The organism is Agarivorans sp. 2_MG-2023 (assembly GCF_030548085.1).
Classification (GTDB): domain Bacteria; phylum Pseudomonadota; class Gammaproteobacteria; order Enterobacterales; family Celerinatantimonadaceae; genus Agarivorans.
Genome location: NZ_JAUORQ010000003.1, coordinates 187963 through 203818 on the forward strand (window position 1 = coordinate 187963; position 15856 = coordinate 203818).

Consider the following 15856-nt stretch of genomic DNA (forward strand, 5'->3'; position numbering starts at 1 on the left):
TACATCACCCCGCGCGCAAAGCTAAAATAGCTTTTAAATCAATTGGCTGAGGGTAAGCACAAAACTGCGGGTCTTTCTCGGCGATAGCATGAATTGACATACGGTCGGCCAACTCATTCCCTTCAACCCCCACGTGACCATTAACATGTAACACCTGAATCTTGTCTTTTAGCTCTTGGTGGCGTTCAAACATTTCTTGAATAAGTGCTAAGTTCTTAATTTCACCAGAAGCTTTTTTCCACCCCTTCTTCTTCCAGCCTGCCGCCCATTGGGTGACGCACTGAATCGAATATTTAGAATCACATAAAATAGCCACTCGGTTACCATTGGCCAATTCTTGTTTGGCCATAATTAACGCTTGGTTTAAGGCATTTAGCTCAGCAGTATTATTGGTACCCATAGGGTTGTATAAACCGTACCACAGCTCAGCCACTTTATTGTTTCGATACAAAGCAATGCCCGATCCCGCTTTACCCGGGTTAGGCTCACAGCCGCCATCAGTAAATATTTTCACTTCTGCCGCCAGTTTATCTATCTCGGCAGCGGTATAAGTTTTAACCGTTTGCCCGGCGCTACGTTTTCTTGCTGGCGCAGCAGCTCCTGAGCTACCACTAGTACGGGCTTTGCCGCCAAACGCCGCTTCTGCTTCAGCTTGTGTAGGAAAGGATTTATATCTCGCGCCTGCAAACTTATCGATTTGTCGTTTACAGGTAGGCCAATCGGTAAATATGCCGGTTTCGCGACCCTGCCACACTACGTAATACTTTTTAGCCATGACGAACTCTTTTGATTATTTGCTGGCTAATATACCGAGCAAACGCAGCGCAGGAAATGATTAAGTGACAATACACCGCTCTGCATTGCGCTATTTAGCTCACTATGCTGCTAATTTGAGCAACAAAGTGATCTGCTTAGAGTTAAACATCACAAACTCACTATTTACTTAAGCCCGTTTATAAACAGGCAGTTTCCTTAGGCTAAAGTATAAACATCTTAAACAACCCATAGAGCAACATGCAGTGTTTGTAGGCTTACAAAAGAAAGCTAATTTGGTCTTTATTTTATCGTCTATTTTATTTTTTAGCGCAGCCATTGCGGGCACCCAATTCGCCACTCAATATTTTGTGGCTCATGAAGCTGAAAAAGTAGAGGCGGTGCTCAGCAAAAACTTAGCGCTTGTTCGTTCAAAGTTTGAAGCCAACATCTTTCAAGATACCTATTTAGCCGACAGCCTTGCCACTGTAGTTACCATAGACCCTAACCTAGCCACCAATCACTGGAAAACCATTGCCCAAAAGTTACTCAGCAAAGCCAACTTTGTAAGAAATGTAGGCATTGCTCCTAACAATGTTATCTCTATGGTTTACCCACTTGAAGGCAACGAAGGCGCCATTGGGCTTGATTTTAGAACCAAGCCAGAACAACTAAAAAGCGTATTAAAAGCCAAACAAATGAAGCAGGTTTATATCGCAGGTCCCCTGCCCTTAGTACAGGGAGGAATTGGCTTAATTGCGCGCTATCCTATTTTTTCGGATTACCCAGTAAATAAACAATACTGGGGAGGCGTGAGTGTAGTGATGGATTACCAAAAAATGATCAGTGATACCGGCTTAGACACATTTGACGGCGCCAGTATTTCACTAAGAAAACACACCATCGACGGTATAGCAGGCGAGGTTTTTTATGGTGAAGAGTCAACCTTCTCACAAGCAGATGTAGAGCACATCATTCGCTTACCCTCGGGCAGTTGGTTAATGGCCGCCAAATTCAATATTGATGAGCTTAAGCACATTCAAGAAACCAAAGATTTATCCAACGCTATTGGCGGCATTGCCACACTGCTGGTTTACTTAATGCTGGTTTTGCACTTTTTGCATTATAAACAAGTTCATAAAGCCTCTTTGGTAGACGAACTCACCCAACTGCCGAATCGGCGTTACGTGCTCAACTTATTGGACGAGCTCACTACAAAAAGCATGGTGCGCAACAACTTTGCCCTACTCAACATAGATCTAAATGGGTTTAAGCGGGTAAACGACAGTATTGGCCACGAAGCGGGTGACGAATTGTTAAAGCATGTATCTGCACAACTTATTGCAAATGTTCGCGGCTCGGATACCGTTGCCCGATTTGGCGGAGATGAGTTTGTAGTTGTACTGCGTGGCATAACCAATGACACCAGCGCGAAGAAGATCATCAGCAAAATTCAACAAGCAGTAGAAGCCAGTGACCTACTTTGGTACGAACAGCGTATTTCACCGTCTTTAAGCGTTGGCTTTACCTTGTATCAAGGCCAAGAAACCAATGTAAAACAACTGCTATCAGACGCTGACAAAAGCATGTATCAACAAAAAAGAGGGGGGAAAGAATAAACCAAGGTGGGAATGTTTATCACAGCAAATAGGCCAAGGGCCGACAGTACTTTAGGTATAACCACCTATCAGGCGATTAAAGATACCATCGACCCACTGTTAGCTACTCAGGCACTTTTCAATCGTTGGTACAGCGTATCTTTTAATACTGACCGGTCATGTTTTAGCTTATGCATTGCTTCATCATCAATCGGCCCACCTTGCAGCTCAAGCACTCTAATTTCTTTATCTAAAGTATTGTAATGCTTAGTATCTTTAGCAAAACCAGCGTCACTTTTTACCAAAGCAGTAATGGTATCTAAAAACTCAGGGAACTCGTTCACTAAGGAATGATCTTCACCTAACATAAAAACTCCTTTCAAATTAAGGCCACAGAAACTAAAAGCTTAGCTTAAAGCGTAAGAATCGAACAACTAGCGAAGATATAAGTTGCTAAGCCTTACACCAGCTTGGCAATTTGCGCTTCAATGGCCGCCAATACGGCCTCAGATTTTTGCTCGTTTAAGGCATCAGGATGAGGTGAGGCGAACTGGCCTAGGTCATTATCAAAATACTGGCCATGGGCATGGTTAAACTCTTCGCTTAAAGCGGCGCGGCAAAGAATGTCTGCACCAATGCTTAAACTGCCACCCGCGATACCGTAAGCATCTTTCACCATTTTGCTACCTAATAGTGATTTAGGGTTAACCGATACCACCATTGGACCCTGCGATTTTTGCGCCAGTCCCATCAAGCGAGACCACATAGTCAGCGCCAGCTTACTTTGCGCATAAGCTTCACCATCAGACAACTTACCCTCCCCCGCTAAAGCATTAAGGTTTACCGTGGCTTGTGCCGCCGACGATAAGTTAACCACTCGCCCACTCGCATTCATTAAGGGCAACAACAATGTTGTGAGCAAATATGGCGCAAAAGTATTCACCACAAAACGCAGGTCTAAACCCTCTTTGGTCATGGCATTGGGAACATTAAATACACCCGCATTATTAATTAACACATCCAACTTGGGGTGTTCATGACTAATCGCTTCAGCCAGTTGCTTAACAGCCGGTAAGTTAGACAAATCGGCAACGTAACCTTGTACCTTGGCCCCCTCTACCGAAGCGGCCAAATTTCGCTCCACTTGCTGCAATTTAGTGGCATTGCGCCCATGTAATAAAACTTGATGCCCCTGAGCCAACAACATTTTTGCAGTTTCAAAACCAATGCCGTCGGTAGAGCCAGTAATCAATATCGTTTTTTGCATGGATACATTCCTAAAATAAGGCTGGGAGCAATATTGCTTCAATGCGCTAAAGATTAGCAGCAGTATGAGAAATTGATAATCAGGCGATTACATTAAACAGTTTATAGAAATACTTAATAATGTCTTTCTCCACCGCTCAAGCCTTTTAGTAAAACACTGATACTGTTGGCTTAAGCCTTGCGCCGAGTTTGAGGCGACATGTGGAACAGAAGCTATGGTTAAACCTACACAGAAAAACAAAGCAATATGTTGGATATGACAAAGTGAACATGATGAAAAAAGCCAGCAGACGCTGGCTTAATAAAAATGATGCAAGATGAGCAGCGTTTAGTTAACGGCCACCTCCACATAGCTTGCTTCAATGCCATAAATTGGCTTGGCTGAATAAGACACGGTATCGAAGTTAATACTATCTAAATCGATTTTACTGCTCATTTAGTTAAAAATGATTACTTTCACATGCGCTGAATACTGGCTTGCTTAGGCCTTCTTCAGCTTGCTTAACGGTATCAGCACACATGGTTTCAGTGAAACCTGTGGTGTCACTGAAGTTATAACCGATTGAAGCGCGAGTGTCGTAGTTAGTGAACAAGAAGTCACCGTTTACGTGGTTGTAAACGAACTGAGTCCAAGATGCGTATGTTTCACCGTTTACTGGGTCAGTTAGATCTTGTAGTACCAAGTTACCTGAATTGAAAGTGCTTAGTAACTTACCGCGAGTTTGTGCCCAAGACTTAGTTTTATCGTCAAGTTTCACATGAGTGGTGTGGAAAAGACCACGTAAGTTACGGTCAAGAGAGCTAATTGACGTTGGGATATTTTTAGCCTCAAGGTCAGTTAAATCAACTTTAGCGACATAATCACGGTGATATTGTTGTAATGGTGCGTTAGCCATTACACGAAGATCTGAAGCTACGTCACCGCGATGAACAACCATCTTGCCGCCTTCATTTAATTGCAGCAGTGCAATATCGCCAGACTTATCTTGTATAGAGATGTGTAGGCCGTGCTGTGCACCATGTAGGCCGTCAGCCCAAGCAATTTGCCATTCGTTATTGTTGAATGCGTTAACGGCTTCTTCAGTGGTTGCATAAGTTTCAGTGATATAACGGATGACATCTAGGAAGCTTAGTGCTGGTGCGCCAGTGTCTTTATAGTCTTTGATGAACTCTTGTGAGTCGTACAAGTACAGCAAAGAAGCACCTAGACCTTCAGAGTTGATACCATCAGAAGCAACGCCACCGAATACATCCCACTCCATTTGCGCAACAGCGTGGTACTTGGTTGTCCAAGTCATCGCATTTTTGTAACTCGGAGTTTCAGATACATTTTGAATGCCGACTGGGTTAACTTGGGTTACGTTACCTAGTTGGTCGCCCCAATCTAATGAGCGTACAGTGGTCACACCGTGTGGCGTGTCTAGAGTCATACGTGAACAAGCGTTTGCTACCTTAGTCATGCTCATTACTGATACAGCAGCAATAGCTGCAACGGCGAATTTGTTTAATTTGAAATGTTTCATTTTGAACCTCAACTAAGTTAACTCATATCAGTGAGTCGATTAATGCTTTAACACTGCAGCCATTTGGCTTGATGTAGCTATTATCGTCGTTATTCGCTAATCTAAAAGCGTCTTAGGCTAGGTAATTCCCCTTCAAAGGAAACGTTATGGCAGCATCACTGGAACAGTTACAAGCCTTTGTAGCGACCGTAGAAAGCAAAGGCTTTGCACAAGCAGCGAGGCAATTAGGTAAGCATGTTTCTACCATTCGTGAGCAGGTGAATAATTTAGAAATTGATACCGGGCTGGAGCTATTTATTCGCCAACCTCGCTCGTTAGCGACGACCGCAAAAGGGGAGCAGTTATACACCTTTGCGCTAGCAATGCTAAAAGAGTCTGCGCACTTTGATGCCAAAGTTGATAGCCTGTTACAGGGTATTCCTGATGAACTTACCATTGCTATTGATCATGCCTTAATGGGCGTAGAGCTAGATAACACCATCGCCAAAATTGTGCAGGCTTATCCGTATTTGAACTTAAAAGTTCTCAACGGTGACACCATGCAGGTGACGCATTGGTTGCAACAAAAGCAGGCTGATGTAGGGGTGTTGTTCAGCACCTTACAAGAGATAGATACATTAGCGATCCGAAGGGCGTTTAGTTTTGGGGTAAATAGAATCGCGCCAAAACAGTGGCAATTACCCCTTGATACCATGAACGATCAGGCCTTGATGGATAAACTACAATTGAGCTTGGCATTTTTGGATGAAATTGGTTTGCGAGATGCCGATGTAATGAGCCATCGTTATATGCTGTGTAACAGTGCGGTGCAGCTACTTAACCTTGTTAAAGCAGGAGTTGGTTGGGGACATTTGCCGAGTTATGTATGCAAAGAGGCATTGGAGCGGAATGAGGTGGTGTTATATCAAGAAGATGAGCAGCCGATTTCCGAGTGGTATGCCGATGTGATATGGGCTAAACAAAGTGTTATTCATCCCGCTATGAAGTTATTCATTGATGAAGTGAAACAGATTAATAATCGCTAGCTAAGCCGTTTTTTGTTCACTGAAATCAGGAAAAAAGTCCAAGGTGTTCAATCACAGCTGAACTCAAGTCAATATCGTTCAGCTGCCAACTTATAGCAATACTAAATGCTATTCAGCTGATGGAAACGATTGATGAGAATGAAGATTCATCCATTGCCCATCGCGCAATACAAACACAATAGTCATGGCGTACGGCGAAGTTGGAACCAACACGGTACCTTGAGCATCATACTGGGTATAGGTCATATCAGCCGTATATACCGCAGCCGAATCAGACAACATTGTGACCTCTTCACGCACGGTTTCGATGTCTTGACGAGTCACGCCTTCAAACATTGCAGTGAAAGTACCAAGCGTGTCTTGTTTTGACCAAAGTGGCAAACCAGCGACAAAGTAGGTGTGATCAGTTGGCGCGTTGTCCCACATACGTTCAAGTTGAGCGTTACGTGCGTGCTCCCACATAGTATGTGCGGAATCCAGCACTTGTTGCTTGGCGTCATTAGCGAGTGCCAAAGGTGAGCTAAAAGATACAACCGCAAGTAGTAAAGCAAATACAGATTTGAATTTCATAGTTTGCACTCCTGTAAAAAAGAAGCGCTAAACAGCGCCTCTATAAGATTAGATTATTGGTGAAACTTATTTCGCAGTGAATTCAACGAAATTTGCTTTAGTACCGTAGATAGATTTCTCTGAGTAAGAAACGGTATTGAAGTCGATGTTGTCCAGGTCAACCTTGTTGATCATTGGGTTGTCGTAGGTGCGGAAGTAGTACGCTTTATCTTCGATATCAACAACGTTACCGTAAGCAATTAATTGTGGCTTAGGTGAGATGAATTCCCAGTACATAGAACCAGAAACTAGCTCCATGTTGTTTAGTAGTGAGAATGCACGGTTAAGACCTTCGTCACGAGCATCGTTTGCAGGTTTACCGACTTTGTATGCAGCATTAAGTGCAGCAATACGAGAGAAACGATCTTCAGAGCTAGTGCTGAAACCAGGGAATACAGCCTTATCGTCATCTACACGGCCATTCACTTTAGCGATAGCTTCTTTCGCCATTGCTTCTTGCTCTGGGTAGCTTGGGTCGTTGGTCATTACGCCTAAAGTGTTTTCGTAAACAACAGCTTCACCCGCAACGTGCTCGATGACAACAGAACGCTTACCATCAGTAATAGCGTAGTGGAATGCAACCGTTACGCCGTCAAACTGCTTCATGTCTTCATATACGATTGGCGTGTTTTTAGCGAGTTCAATCGCTTCTTCAGTGGTTTTCGCGTTGCCAAGCAGCGTTGACACGATAGATAGTGACGTTGATTTTGCAGCTTTCTCATCTTCAGAGTATTCAGCGCCCCAGTAACCTAGTGATTCAATGCTTACACCGTGCTCGTTTAGGCCAGATGAAATCATTTCAGTGTCACCGTGACGCATACCAACAAAACCGTACTGTGATGTTGAATCACGGAATTCATGGCCACGTGGAACAATGATGAAGTTTTCATCGGTTTCCATTGGTAGTTCGTTAGTACGGCTAACGAAAACAGTACCTTCATTACCAGTGATAGTTGAGTATGAGCAAGCTTCTGCAATAGTTGATAATCCGACAACTGACGTTGCAGCAAGTGCTAAAGCGATAATAGATTTTTTCATGGATGACTCCTGGACTAAATAATTTGGGTTTTAGAATTCAATGTTGCTTTGTTAACGACATAATGAACCCTAAAAAACAATCCATAAAACGCCATTAAACAACAAAAAGTAGTTTATACTTGCTAAAAAACCGAGGAACTCACCCATGGACTTCTCCTTAGCGCAATTACAGGCCTTTGTACTTACCTACGAAACAGGCAGCTTTAAATCAGCCGCAATTAAAGCAGGTAAGCGCAGCCAAGCCATTGCCAAGCTTGTTGCCACCCTAGAAGAAAGCTGTGATGTATTGTTGTTTGAAAGACACGTTCGGCGTTTAGAGGTTACCGACGAGGCCAAAAAGCTTTATAAGTTGTCTAAAAGGGTGTTGCTCGATTCCGACCAAATCTCCACCATGTTGAGTAGTTTTGATGAAGATTTACCCTCAAGCTTAACGCTAGCCATCGACAGTTTACTGATCAGTGACGTGGTGACTAAAAGCTATAAAGCAGTGTTGGACGAGATCCCCACGCTAGATTTAGCCTTATTAACTGGCAATACCGACCAAGTTGCTCAATGGGTAAAAGACGGAACCGCTGACATGGGGCTACGTGCATCGCCATTTAATAGTGAAGATGAGTTAACGGTAGTGAGCGCGTTCAATTTCAAAACCCTATCCATTGCCAGCCCAAGCGTACTGTCTTCTGGTTCGGTGATGAATAAGTCTGACTTATCAAGACTAATACAGATTGTGCCTAAGTTTGTTTACGAGTACGGGCTAGCTGACGGGCACGTGATCAGTGATAAAGTGATCACCTCTAACAATTTGCAAAACACCTTAGCCATGGTTGAGGCAGGAATGGGCTGGGCGGTGGTGCCTGAATTCAATATTCATACACAATTAGCGAATCAATCTTTAGTTGAATTCTCCATCGAAGGCTCTGTTCCTGTGGTGTGGACTGCCGAAATTATTTATTCAAACGACGACAATCTAAGCTTAGCGGGCGATATTTTTATACAGCAAATTCAACAGATTGAACCGTTCTAAGCGGTGCTACATTTGAATTTCTTGCACTTGCTGGATGAATGAATCGCCAGCAAAACTCAAGTCGTCCTCACTAAGATAAATCAACTCTGCAGCCCAAAATATCGGTGAAGAGCCTTCAATCATCAAGCTAGAAAAGCTGCCATCCTCTAGCTGCTTTTGCACCATAAACTTGGGCACAACTGTCCAGCCCATGCCAGCTTCAATCATAGAGATAGTCTGCTGCAAATTATTAGATTGGATGGTTTTATCACTGAAAACATGCTGCTTTTGGTGATGATAGTGGTAAACAAATTTAGGGACGATTTGTGTCATATGCGCCAGTTCATCTTCTGATAGCACCGCACCGTCATTAATCAATTTCGCAGAAGCAACATTGACCATCTCAAAGTTAAACGCCATCACTTTAATGACTTCGGCTTCATCAAAGAAAGGATAAAAGCGTAATGCTAACTCCACTTTCTTTTCAGCTAACCAATCAAATACTTCAGTCGTACTGCCAGTATGAATATCAAGTTCCAGTTCAGGGAACTCATCTAATAAGCCTTGGAAACAGTCAATCAATTCTGAGCAAATTAGCATGCTATCAATACCCAAACTCAGTTTCTTAGCAGGTTTTAACTCAAAGCGCCGAATGGTACTGCGTATCTTGCCACTATCCACTAGTGCTCTATTTACAAAAGGGAATAGCTTATGGGCGGCATCGGTGGGTTGTAAATGGCGCGTTTTTCGCTCAAACAGTTCTACGTTGCAACTTTCTTCCATTGCGCAAACCAGTTTAGTGATCACTTGGCGTCGCTTGTTTATTCGTTCAGCAGCCACTTTAAAGCTGCCAGACTCGTAGGTAGCAGCAAAAGCCTCTAATTGTGCGAGCGAAAAATTCATTATGGCTACCTTATAAACAGCATCACCGAATACTCATCACATCATGCCATAGACAACCAAAAGGTGCACTATGCAAGTTTAGTCACTAAAAAAATGCATACATAATAGCACCATCTAAAACGAACCAGCGGTAGTAAAACGCGTTGGTTGTTGACTATCTAAGGGTATCATTATGAAAAAGACACTATTAGCACTAACCATGGCAGCCGCAACGTTTGGTACAATTCAAGTAGCGAACGCGTGTTCTTACGCAACATTCGAAGTAGACGGTAAAGCATTCGTTTCTCGTTCAATGGAAGCTCCTGACTTCATGCAAGAACGCTTCACAGTGTTCCCACAAAACCACGTAATCAACGGCAAGTCTGGTGACTACGGTTTCGTTGGTATGCAACACGGTGATACAGAGTGGATTTCTTCAGGTCTTAACGAACACGGCTTGAACGTTGAAGCACTTGCTCTTGGTGAATCTACGCTTCTTCCAGAAGGCGAAGGCGATGTGAACTACCTTGAAGTAGTAAGCCACGTACTTTCTAACGCTAAGACAGTTGATGAAGCTGTTAAACTTCTTGAAGGTACTCTAGTTTCACACACTACAATCGCTGTAGCGCACGACATGGATATCCCGATGCACTTTGCACTTCGTGATACTGACCGTGCTGTAGTGGTTGAATACACAACTGGCGATGGCAAACCAACTTTCTACGAGAACGAGCTAGGTGTTATGACAAATGACCCAAGCTACCCTGTTCAACTAGAAGCTGCTAACAAAGCTATCAAAGATGCAGGCACTCGCCTTGCTGTAGACCTTGAAACTTTCGACAAGCTTGATTCAAGCCCTACTGGTCGTTTCTCTCGCCTTGCTGTACTTAACAGTGAGTTCAAGCGTAACCCTAAAGCTGGCGATTCACGCGAAGACGGTCTAGCTCGTGCATTCTCTATCCTGAATGACATGGAAATCGTAACTGGCTCTATGTACTGGGAATTCGTTAGCCCTGACCCGCAAATGGTTGGTTACGGCAACGTTGTTGACCTAGAGAACAACGACTACTACTACCGCACAATCGATAACCCAACAATCCGTAAAGTTGACGTTGACTCGATTGACTTCAGCAAAGTTAAGTATTCTCAGACTGACATCTACTCTGAGCCTGCTCAATACACTGAGATAACAGTATCTTTATCTGAGTAAGCTTTTCTAGCTAACTTAGTTTGATTCGAAAGCGACCTTAGGGTCGCTTTTTTGTTTTTGGCAGAAAACCCACAGCCAATGACTCCACTGGCATTCTTAGCTTGGTGTTCTGTTTGTTCTCTGTTCTCTGTTCTCTGTTCTCTGTTCTCAGGGTTCAATCACTACCTCAATTCTATCGCTAACCGCTACATTCAATTTCTATATTCAATCAGCCGCTAAAAGTGACTTATTTCATAAACAACAAAAGGGTGCCTTATGCGAGTTTGTTGGTGATAAATTTAAATTCATAATGGAACCATCTAAAGCGAACCAACAGAAATACACGCGTTGGTTATTGACTATCTAAGGGTATCATTATGAAAAAGACACTATTAGCACTAACCATGGCAGCCGCAACGTTTGGTACAATTCAAGTAGCCAACGCATGTTCATACGCAACTTTCGAAATGGACGGTAACGCTTACGTTGCACGTTCAATGGAAGCACCAGATTTCATGGGTGAGCACCTAGTTACAGTTCCACAAGGTCACAAAATCAATGGCAAGGCTGGCGATGTAGGTTTCGTTGGTATGCGTCACGCTCAAACTGAGTGGATTTCTTCAGGTCTGAACGAGCACGGTGTTAACGTTGAATCTCTAGCACTTGTTGAGTCAGAGTTCGTTGCTGAAGGCGAAGGCGAAATCAACTACCTTGAAGTTACTGGTTTTGTTCTAGCTAACGCTAAGTCAGTAGACGAAGCTGTTGAATTGCTGAAGAAAACTAAAGTTGAAACCGCAACGATTGCAGTTGCTCACGACATGACTATTGGCATGCACTTCGCCATCCGCGACGCAAAGCGTGCAATCGTTGTTGAATACGTTGATGGTTCTGGTTTCCCAACTATCTACGAAAACGACTTAGGTACTATGACAAACGATCCTTCTTACCCAGTTCAAGCTAAAATGGCTAATGCAGCCATCAAAGAAGTGAACGCACGTGAAGGCGACGATCTTGCTACCTTCGACAAGCGTGATTCAGGTCCAGACGGACGTTTCACTCGCGTTGCAACTGTTCTCGCTTCAATGGAGAAGAACAAAAAAGCTGGTGACATGCGTGACAGCGGCGTAGAACGTGCATTCGCAGTACTTAACGACATGGAAATTGTTCCAGGTACTATGTACTGGGAATGGGTATCTCCAGACCCACAAATGGTGGGTTACGGTAACGTTGTAGACATCAACAACAAAGATTACTACTTCCGTACTGCTGACAACCAGGAAATCCGTAAAGTTGACCTAGACAAGATTGATTTCGCTAAAGTTAAGTACACATCTACTGCAATTTACGGTCTAACTCCTGAGTACACTGACGTTACCGTTACACAGTAAGTTTGTTTTTAGCAACGAACAAGGCAACCGAAAGGGCGCCTTTTTTGTTTCTAAGCAACTGAATTTAGAGGTGTAGGCATTTAGATATGAAAATAGAAATAGACCATTAAACAGAAGATAAACCTAAGGCCAAAAAACAAAATATAAACAAAACGAGTGTGAACATTCACTTGTGCGAAGCTGCTTCGAACTCGCTCTAGCGGTATGAGAATGTATGGGTTAACCCTTAGCTACAACAGCCAATGAGTAAACCCAGCAAATAATGTATCTGCTTTGCACATGCTCACTTACTCAGATGTTTACTATGTAAGGCCTTCCAATTACTCGCTTCGGTAAAGCCAGGTAAACACTCTATTTTTTTCTTGGTATAGAGAAAAAGTTCTTCGTCTGATAAAGCGAAATCAACGTCAAATCTACAGGGTTGATTTACGTACCATGGCGTATCAGTGAATAACTCAAACCTGTTGTTTTCAGGGTCCTGAAAATAAATCGACCACGTAGTACCGTGAGAAACCGTTTGAAACCTTGCCGAATAGTCTTTCAGCGCCTCATGAAACAACCTTAAATGGGTCATCGAAGCAACCCGAAAAGCAATATGATCCATAGGACTATTGATTTGGGACTGTGACTTTCGAGGGTTTAAAACCAGTTGATGGTGCTCTTGAGGGCTATTACTTAAAAACACCATCCCGTCTTGCCCTTCACCTTTATCAGTAACCACCAAGCCAAGGCATTGAGTAAAAAAATCTTGCATCAGTGAGAGATTCTCGACGTAAATCTCAAAGTGACTCAAGACAATATTTGCAAGTGTTGGTGCTTTTTTCATGATTCAACTAAGCCTTTAACTATTTTAACTCACTAGGCCATACATGCTCGGCCTAAGATTCATCGCCTAAGCCTTTATAAGACCAATAAGCTAGATTAGTAGGCTCCCACAACTTTATCAATGGAGGGCAGGAATGAGTTAGGCCACGGTCGCTAACACGCTATTGGACATCAACCAGTTAAAACAAGAGCTCTAACAGACTGTGTTGTGATTAGCTTTCTTTATCGAAAAATACTCGAACAAAACCAAAATCAGGGTCAGACTTCTTGCGAGCAATTAACCATCCATTTTTGAGATAAAAGTTCATTGCTTGAGTATTGGCTTCAAAGGTTTCCAGTGTTGGTTTCAAGTTGTCATTATGGATTATTGTCTCAGCAAACGACAACAACCGTGCACCGATGCCTAAGCGTTGCTGCTCTGGCGATACCATCATGATATGTATTAGGTCATCAATAACCACAACGTATCCCATTATAAGCTCGCTATCATCAACAGCTACAAAGGTATTGCTAATATGCTTGTCAACTTCATCGTCGCTAGCACCGCTAGATAGGTAGCCATTGACCATTTCCTCACCCATAAAACCGGTGTAGCACGCTGTAATTACATGCTTAGATAGCTCTTTCAGAGAGCTAGCATCACTTAAATTTGCCTGTCTAATTTTCATTTTTCATAACCTGTTAATAACCATGGGGTTAATCTACCCCTTGTAGTTTTGGGAAAATTGAACAAATGCGACAAGTTTAATGATTGAAGTCACCAAACAGATCGATAGAAAGATGTCTTTCGATTAAGTACCGTTTAGGAGTAACACCAATCGCTTTCTTTAATTGACGTATAAGGTAGGGCTGGTCGCTAAAACCAAATCTGTAGGCAAGGTCGCTCCAGTCGATGCGTTCGGCTTGCTCTTGGTAGATGGCCCATATAAGACGATCCATTCGTACCATTTGCTCATATTGCTTGAGTGATAAGCCAGTTACTAATGAAAACTGTCGCTCAAGTGTTCGTCTAGACATTGGCAACAAGTCGAGGCTTTTGCCTTCGTTGATGAGTAAACGAGCCTTGCGAACATTTTCCCATACGCGCTTGTCATCCGTTGGAGGAAGAGAGAGTAACTGCGACTCTACAATTTTAGCTGCCGTTTTCGGGCAATTGATATTAATTTCATCAGACCAACTAAAGCTAGAAGGTAAAGGTTGAACGATCTTCTGGCTAGGCCTGTGTGTTTGCATCAAGCCTAAACCAAATGCGCCATCAGGAAAGAACTTCACACCTAATAGTTTGCGTGGATGCGCATCATCAACATAAAGCTCTTCCGTGTACGCAGACAACCAATGCCCACCTTGAATCTCTAATTTGAACCCGTTCTTTCGGTAAACATGTTTGTCTACAGAAGGAGAGAGAATTGCATTAGCAGAAGGATTGGGAAGCAGCAAAGCTGACTGTTGACTCGGCTCAGTAACTTGCAGTGCCCAAATATACTCAACATATGAAGCAAGATAGTCTGATGCAGGTTTAAGTTTCCATGTATTCATCCAGCAATATTACTATGAATAAAACTAAGTTGAAGCATACGATGTTCAAAATATTAAACTCCCTTAGTTAACGCACAATGGGGCATAAACGCGCCAAGCTCTTGCAAAAAAGGTAGAAAATATTCTACCATAAATATATTCAATACTGAGTGGTGGTATCAGGTGCTTTTAAAGAAGAAAGAAGAGAAGGTCTCTTTAAACATTAAGATTTCCAAAGATATGGACCTACGCCTAAAACGAGCAAGAATGGCTGCAAGAGAACAAGACTTAATGTTCAATGTATCCAAAGAGGTAGAGCTGTTTCTTGAGAAAAAGCTGAAAAAAGTAGAAAAATCTTTATCACTAAATGATGAGATTAAAGAAAATCTTAATGAATTAAACCCGTTAAGTAAACATTGGCAAACCTAACAGCCTATATGTGTGCCAACTATGTTGTGAATAGATTTAATTGAACTTCAAAAAGCTATAGGAGCTGGTAATGGGAACTGTAATTGGTTTATTGATTTTAGCTGGAGTAGATGTATATCTGAAGCGCAGAACAGGACTGCATTTACATCAATGGATCACTAAAAAATTTAAAGAGAGGCAAGATTCCAAAAAGTAATTTTGAAAGTACAGGCCAAGTTATTACACATAGTTCAGTTTAACTGATAGCTTTGGAAAGCTTTAGTAGCTTAACGTCGTGTCAAAGGTAAATGGATAAGCTTTTACTCTAAATTATAATGGAGCAAATACGTGTTTCAAGTTGGCCTATTGAATGCTCAGAAATGGCACAGAATGACTGACTTTAGCAACTAAATCTCTACTACGTTCTGCCCCTGCTCGTGATAAAATCTCCGCATCAGAATTATCGAGAGACTCTATGTTTATCCATCATGTTAACGGCATCGACTGGCTGGTGATTACAGCTTTTGAAGAACTGAAACCTATGTTTATCGAAGAAGCCGGTGCTATCCCATCTTGCTTCTCTACCGTCAGCGAATTAAGCCTGATTGATCAAGCCAAGCGCACTTATGGACATTTGCCTACACTCAGCGGCGTAATCACCGATACTGGCACTTTTCAAAGCAGGGATAACGAAGAAGATTTGACCCCGCAGCTTGCCTGCCTAGTTGAGGGGCGTGGTCGAGTGTTTATCTATTCCGGCGGCTTTGTGGCTTTTGTGGATGACGATCAAACCTTTATTACTCGAATGGACTGAAAATTATTCTGTAAGTTGAA

General features: G+C 42.7%; 18 protein-coding genes. 8 read left to right on the forward strand and 10 right to left on the reverse strand.

Annotation, left to right across the window (positions count from 1 at the left end; all coding sequences use genetic code 11):
• Positions 1-4: 4 nt before the first annotated feature.
• Complete coding sequence (locus Q4549_RS05915) at positions 5-775, reverse strand: ribonuclease H family protein (RefSeq protein WP_303550080.1); 771 nt, start codon at positions 773-775, stop codon at positions 5-7.
• Positions 776-1019: 244 nt separating this feature from the next.
• On the opposite strand from Q4549_RS05915, the gene Q4549_RS05920 reads away from it, so the two are divergent.
• The gene (locus Q4549_RS05920) at positions 1020-2372 is read left to right on the forward strand and encodes a diguanylate cyclase (RefSeq protein WP_303550083.1); all 1353 of its coding nucleotides are present in this window, start codon (positions 1020-1022) and stop codon (positions 2370-2372) included.
• A gap of 107 nt (positions 2373-2479) precedes the next feature.
• On the opposite strand, the gene Q4549_RS05925 is transcribed toward Q4549_RS05920, so the two are convergent.
• From Q4549_RS05925 to Q4549_RS05935, 3 genes are all read right to left on the reverse strand, one after another.
• Positions 2480-2719: a YdcH family protein gene (locus Q4549_RS05925; RefSeq protein WP_303550086.1), complete on the reverse strand. Its 240-nt coding sequence runs from the start codon at positions 2717-2719 to the stop codon at positions 2480-2482.
• 92 nt (positions 2720-2811) lie between these two features.
• On the reverse strand, positions 2812-3618 hold the full coding sequence (locus tag Q4549_RS05930) for an SDR family NAD(P)-dependent oxidoreductase (RefSeq protein WP_303550089.1): 807 nt from the start codon (positions 3616-3618) through the stop codon (positions 2812-2814).
• Positions 3619-4057: 439 nt separating this feature from the next.
• Positions 4058-5140 (reverse strand): linear amide C-N hydrolase, encoded by a 1083-nt coding sequence (locus Q4549_RS05935; RefSeq protein ID WP_303550090.1) that lies wholly within the window; start codon positions 5138-5140, stop codon positions 4058-4060.
• Between the two features lie 146 nt (positions 5141-5286).
• Here Q4549_RS05935 and Q4549_RS05940 point away from each other — a divergent pair, with 146 nt between their 5' ends.
• Entirely contained in the window at positions 5287-6165 is an 879-nt protein-coding gene (locus Q4549_RS05940) for a LysR family transcriptional regulator (protein WP_303550093.1), read from the forward strand.
• 108 nt (positions 6166-6273) lie between these two features.
• Here the strand turns inward: Q4549_RS05940 and Q4549_RS05945 are convergent, their stop codons facing one another.
• Complete coding sequence (locus tag Q4549_RS05945; protein WP_303550095.1) at positions 6274-6735, reverse strand: nuclear transport factor 2 family protein; 462 nt, start codon at positions 6733-6735, stop codon at positions 6274-6276.
• A 66-nt stretch (positions 6736-6801) separates the two neighbouring features.
• Positions 6802-7812, reverse strand: coding sequence for a linear amide C-N hydrolase (locus tag Q4549_RS05950; RefSeq protein WP_303550098.1), 1011 nt, complete (start codon positions 7810-7812; stop codon positions 6802-6804).
• A 145-nt stretch (positions 7813-7957) separates the two neighbouring features.
• On the opposite strand from Q4549_RS05950, the gene Q4549_RS05955 reads away from it, so the two are divergent.
• Positions 7958-8836, forward strand: coding sequence for a LysR family transcriptional regulator (locus tag Q4549_RS05955; RefSeq protein ID WP_303550101.1), 879 nt, complete (start codon positions 7958-7960; stop codon positions 8834-8836).
• 6 nt (positions 8837-8842) lie between these two features.
• On the opposite strand, the gene Q4549_RS05960 is transcribed toward Q4549_RS05955, so the two are convergent.
• Positions 8843-9718: a LysR family transcriptional regulator gene (locus Q4549_RS05960; protein WP_303550104.1), complete on the reverse strand. Its 876-nt coding sequence runs from the start codon at positions 9716-9718 to the stop codon at positions 8843-8845.
• Positions 9719-9890: 172 nt separating this feature from the next.
• Between Q4549_RS05960 and Q4549_RS05965 the strand changes: the two genes are divergently transcribed.
• Together Q4549_RS05965 and Q4549_RS05970 are read left to right on the forward strand one after the other, a co-directional pair.
• Positions 9891-10907 (forward strand): linear amide C-N hydrolase, encoded by a 1017-nt coding sequence (locus tag Q4549_RS05965; protein ID WP_303550107.1) that lies wholly within the window; start codon positions 9891-9893, stop codon positions 10905-10907.
• Between the two features lie 356 nt (positions 10908-11263).
• Positions 11264-12274, forward strand: a complete 1011-nt coding sequence (locus tag Q4549_RS05970; protein ID WP_303550110.1) for a linear amide C-N hydrolase — start codon at positions 11264-11266, stop codon at positions 12272-12274.
• Positions 12275-12557: 283 nt separating this feature from the next.
• On the opposite strand, the gene Q4549_RS05975 is transcribed toward Q4549_RS05970, so the two are convergent.
• The 3 genes from Q4549_RS05975 to Q4549_RS05985 form a co-directional block, all read right to left on the reverse strand.
• A complete protein-coding gene (locus tag Q4549_RS05975) occupies positions 12558-13100 on the reverse strand; it encodes a VOC family protein (protein WP_303550113.1) in 543 nt (180 codons plus the stop codon).
• Between the two features lie 211 nt (positions 13101-13311).
• Positions 13312-13767: a GNAT family N-acetyltransferase gene (locus Q4549_RS05980; RefSeq protein WP_303550116.1), complete on the reverse strand. Its 456-nt coding sequence runs from the start codon at positions 13765-13767 to the stop codon at positions 13312-13314.
• A gap of 76 nt (positions 13768-13843) precedes the next feature.
• A complete protein-coding gene (locus tag Q4549_RS05985; protein WP_303550119.1) occupies positions 13844-14635 on the reverse strand; it encodes an AraC family transcriptional regulator in 792 nt (263 codons plus the stop codon).
• A gap of 246 nt (positions 14636-14881) precedes the next feature.
• Between Q4549_RS05985 and Q4549_RS05990 the strand changes: the two genes are divergently transcribed.
• The 3 genes from Q4549_RS05990 (at position 14882) to Q4549_RS06000 (ending at position 15836) form a co-directional block, all read left to right on the forward strand.
• The gene (locus Q4549_RS05990; protein WP_303557106.1) at positions 14882-15043 is read left to right on the forward strand and encodes a hypothetical protein; all 162 of its coding nucleotides are present in this window, start codon (positions 14882-14884) and stop codon (positions 15041-15043) included.
• A gap of 70 nt (positions 15044-15113) precedes the next feature.
• Positions 15114-15239 carry a hypothetical protein gene (locus Q4549_RS05995; RefSeq protein ID WP_303550124.1) on the forward strand — a complete coding sequence of 42 codons (126 nt, stop codon included), beginning with the start codon at positions 15114-15116 and terminating at the stop codon, positions 15237-15239.
• Positions 15240-15497: 258 nt separating this feature from the next.
• Positions 15498-15836, forward strand: a complete 339-nt coding sequence (locus Q4549_RS06000; RefSeq protein ID WP_303550126.1) for a cytosolic protein — start codon at positions 15498-15500, stop codon at positions 15834-15836.
• Positions 15837-15856: the final 20 nt, after the last annotated feature.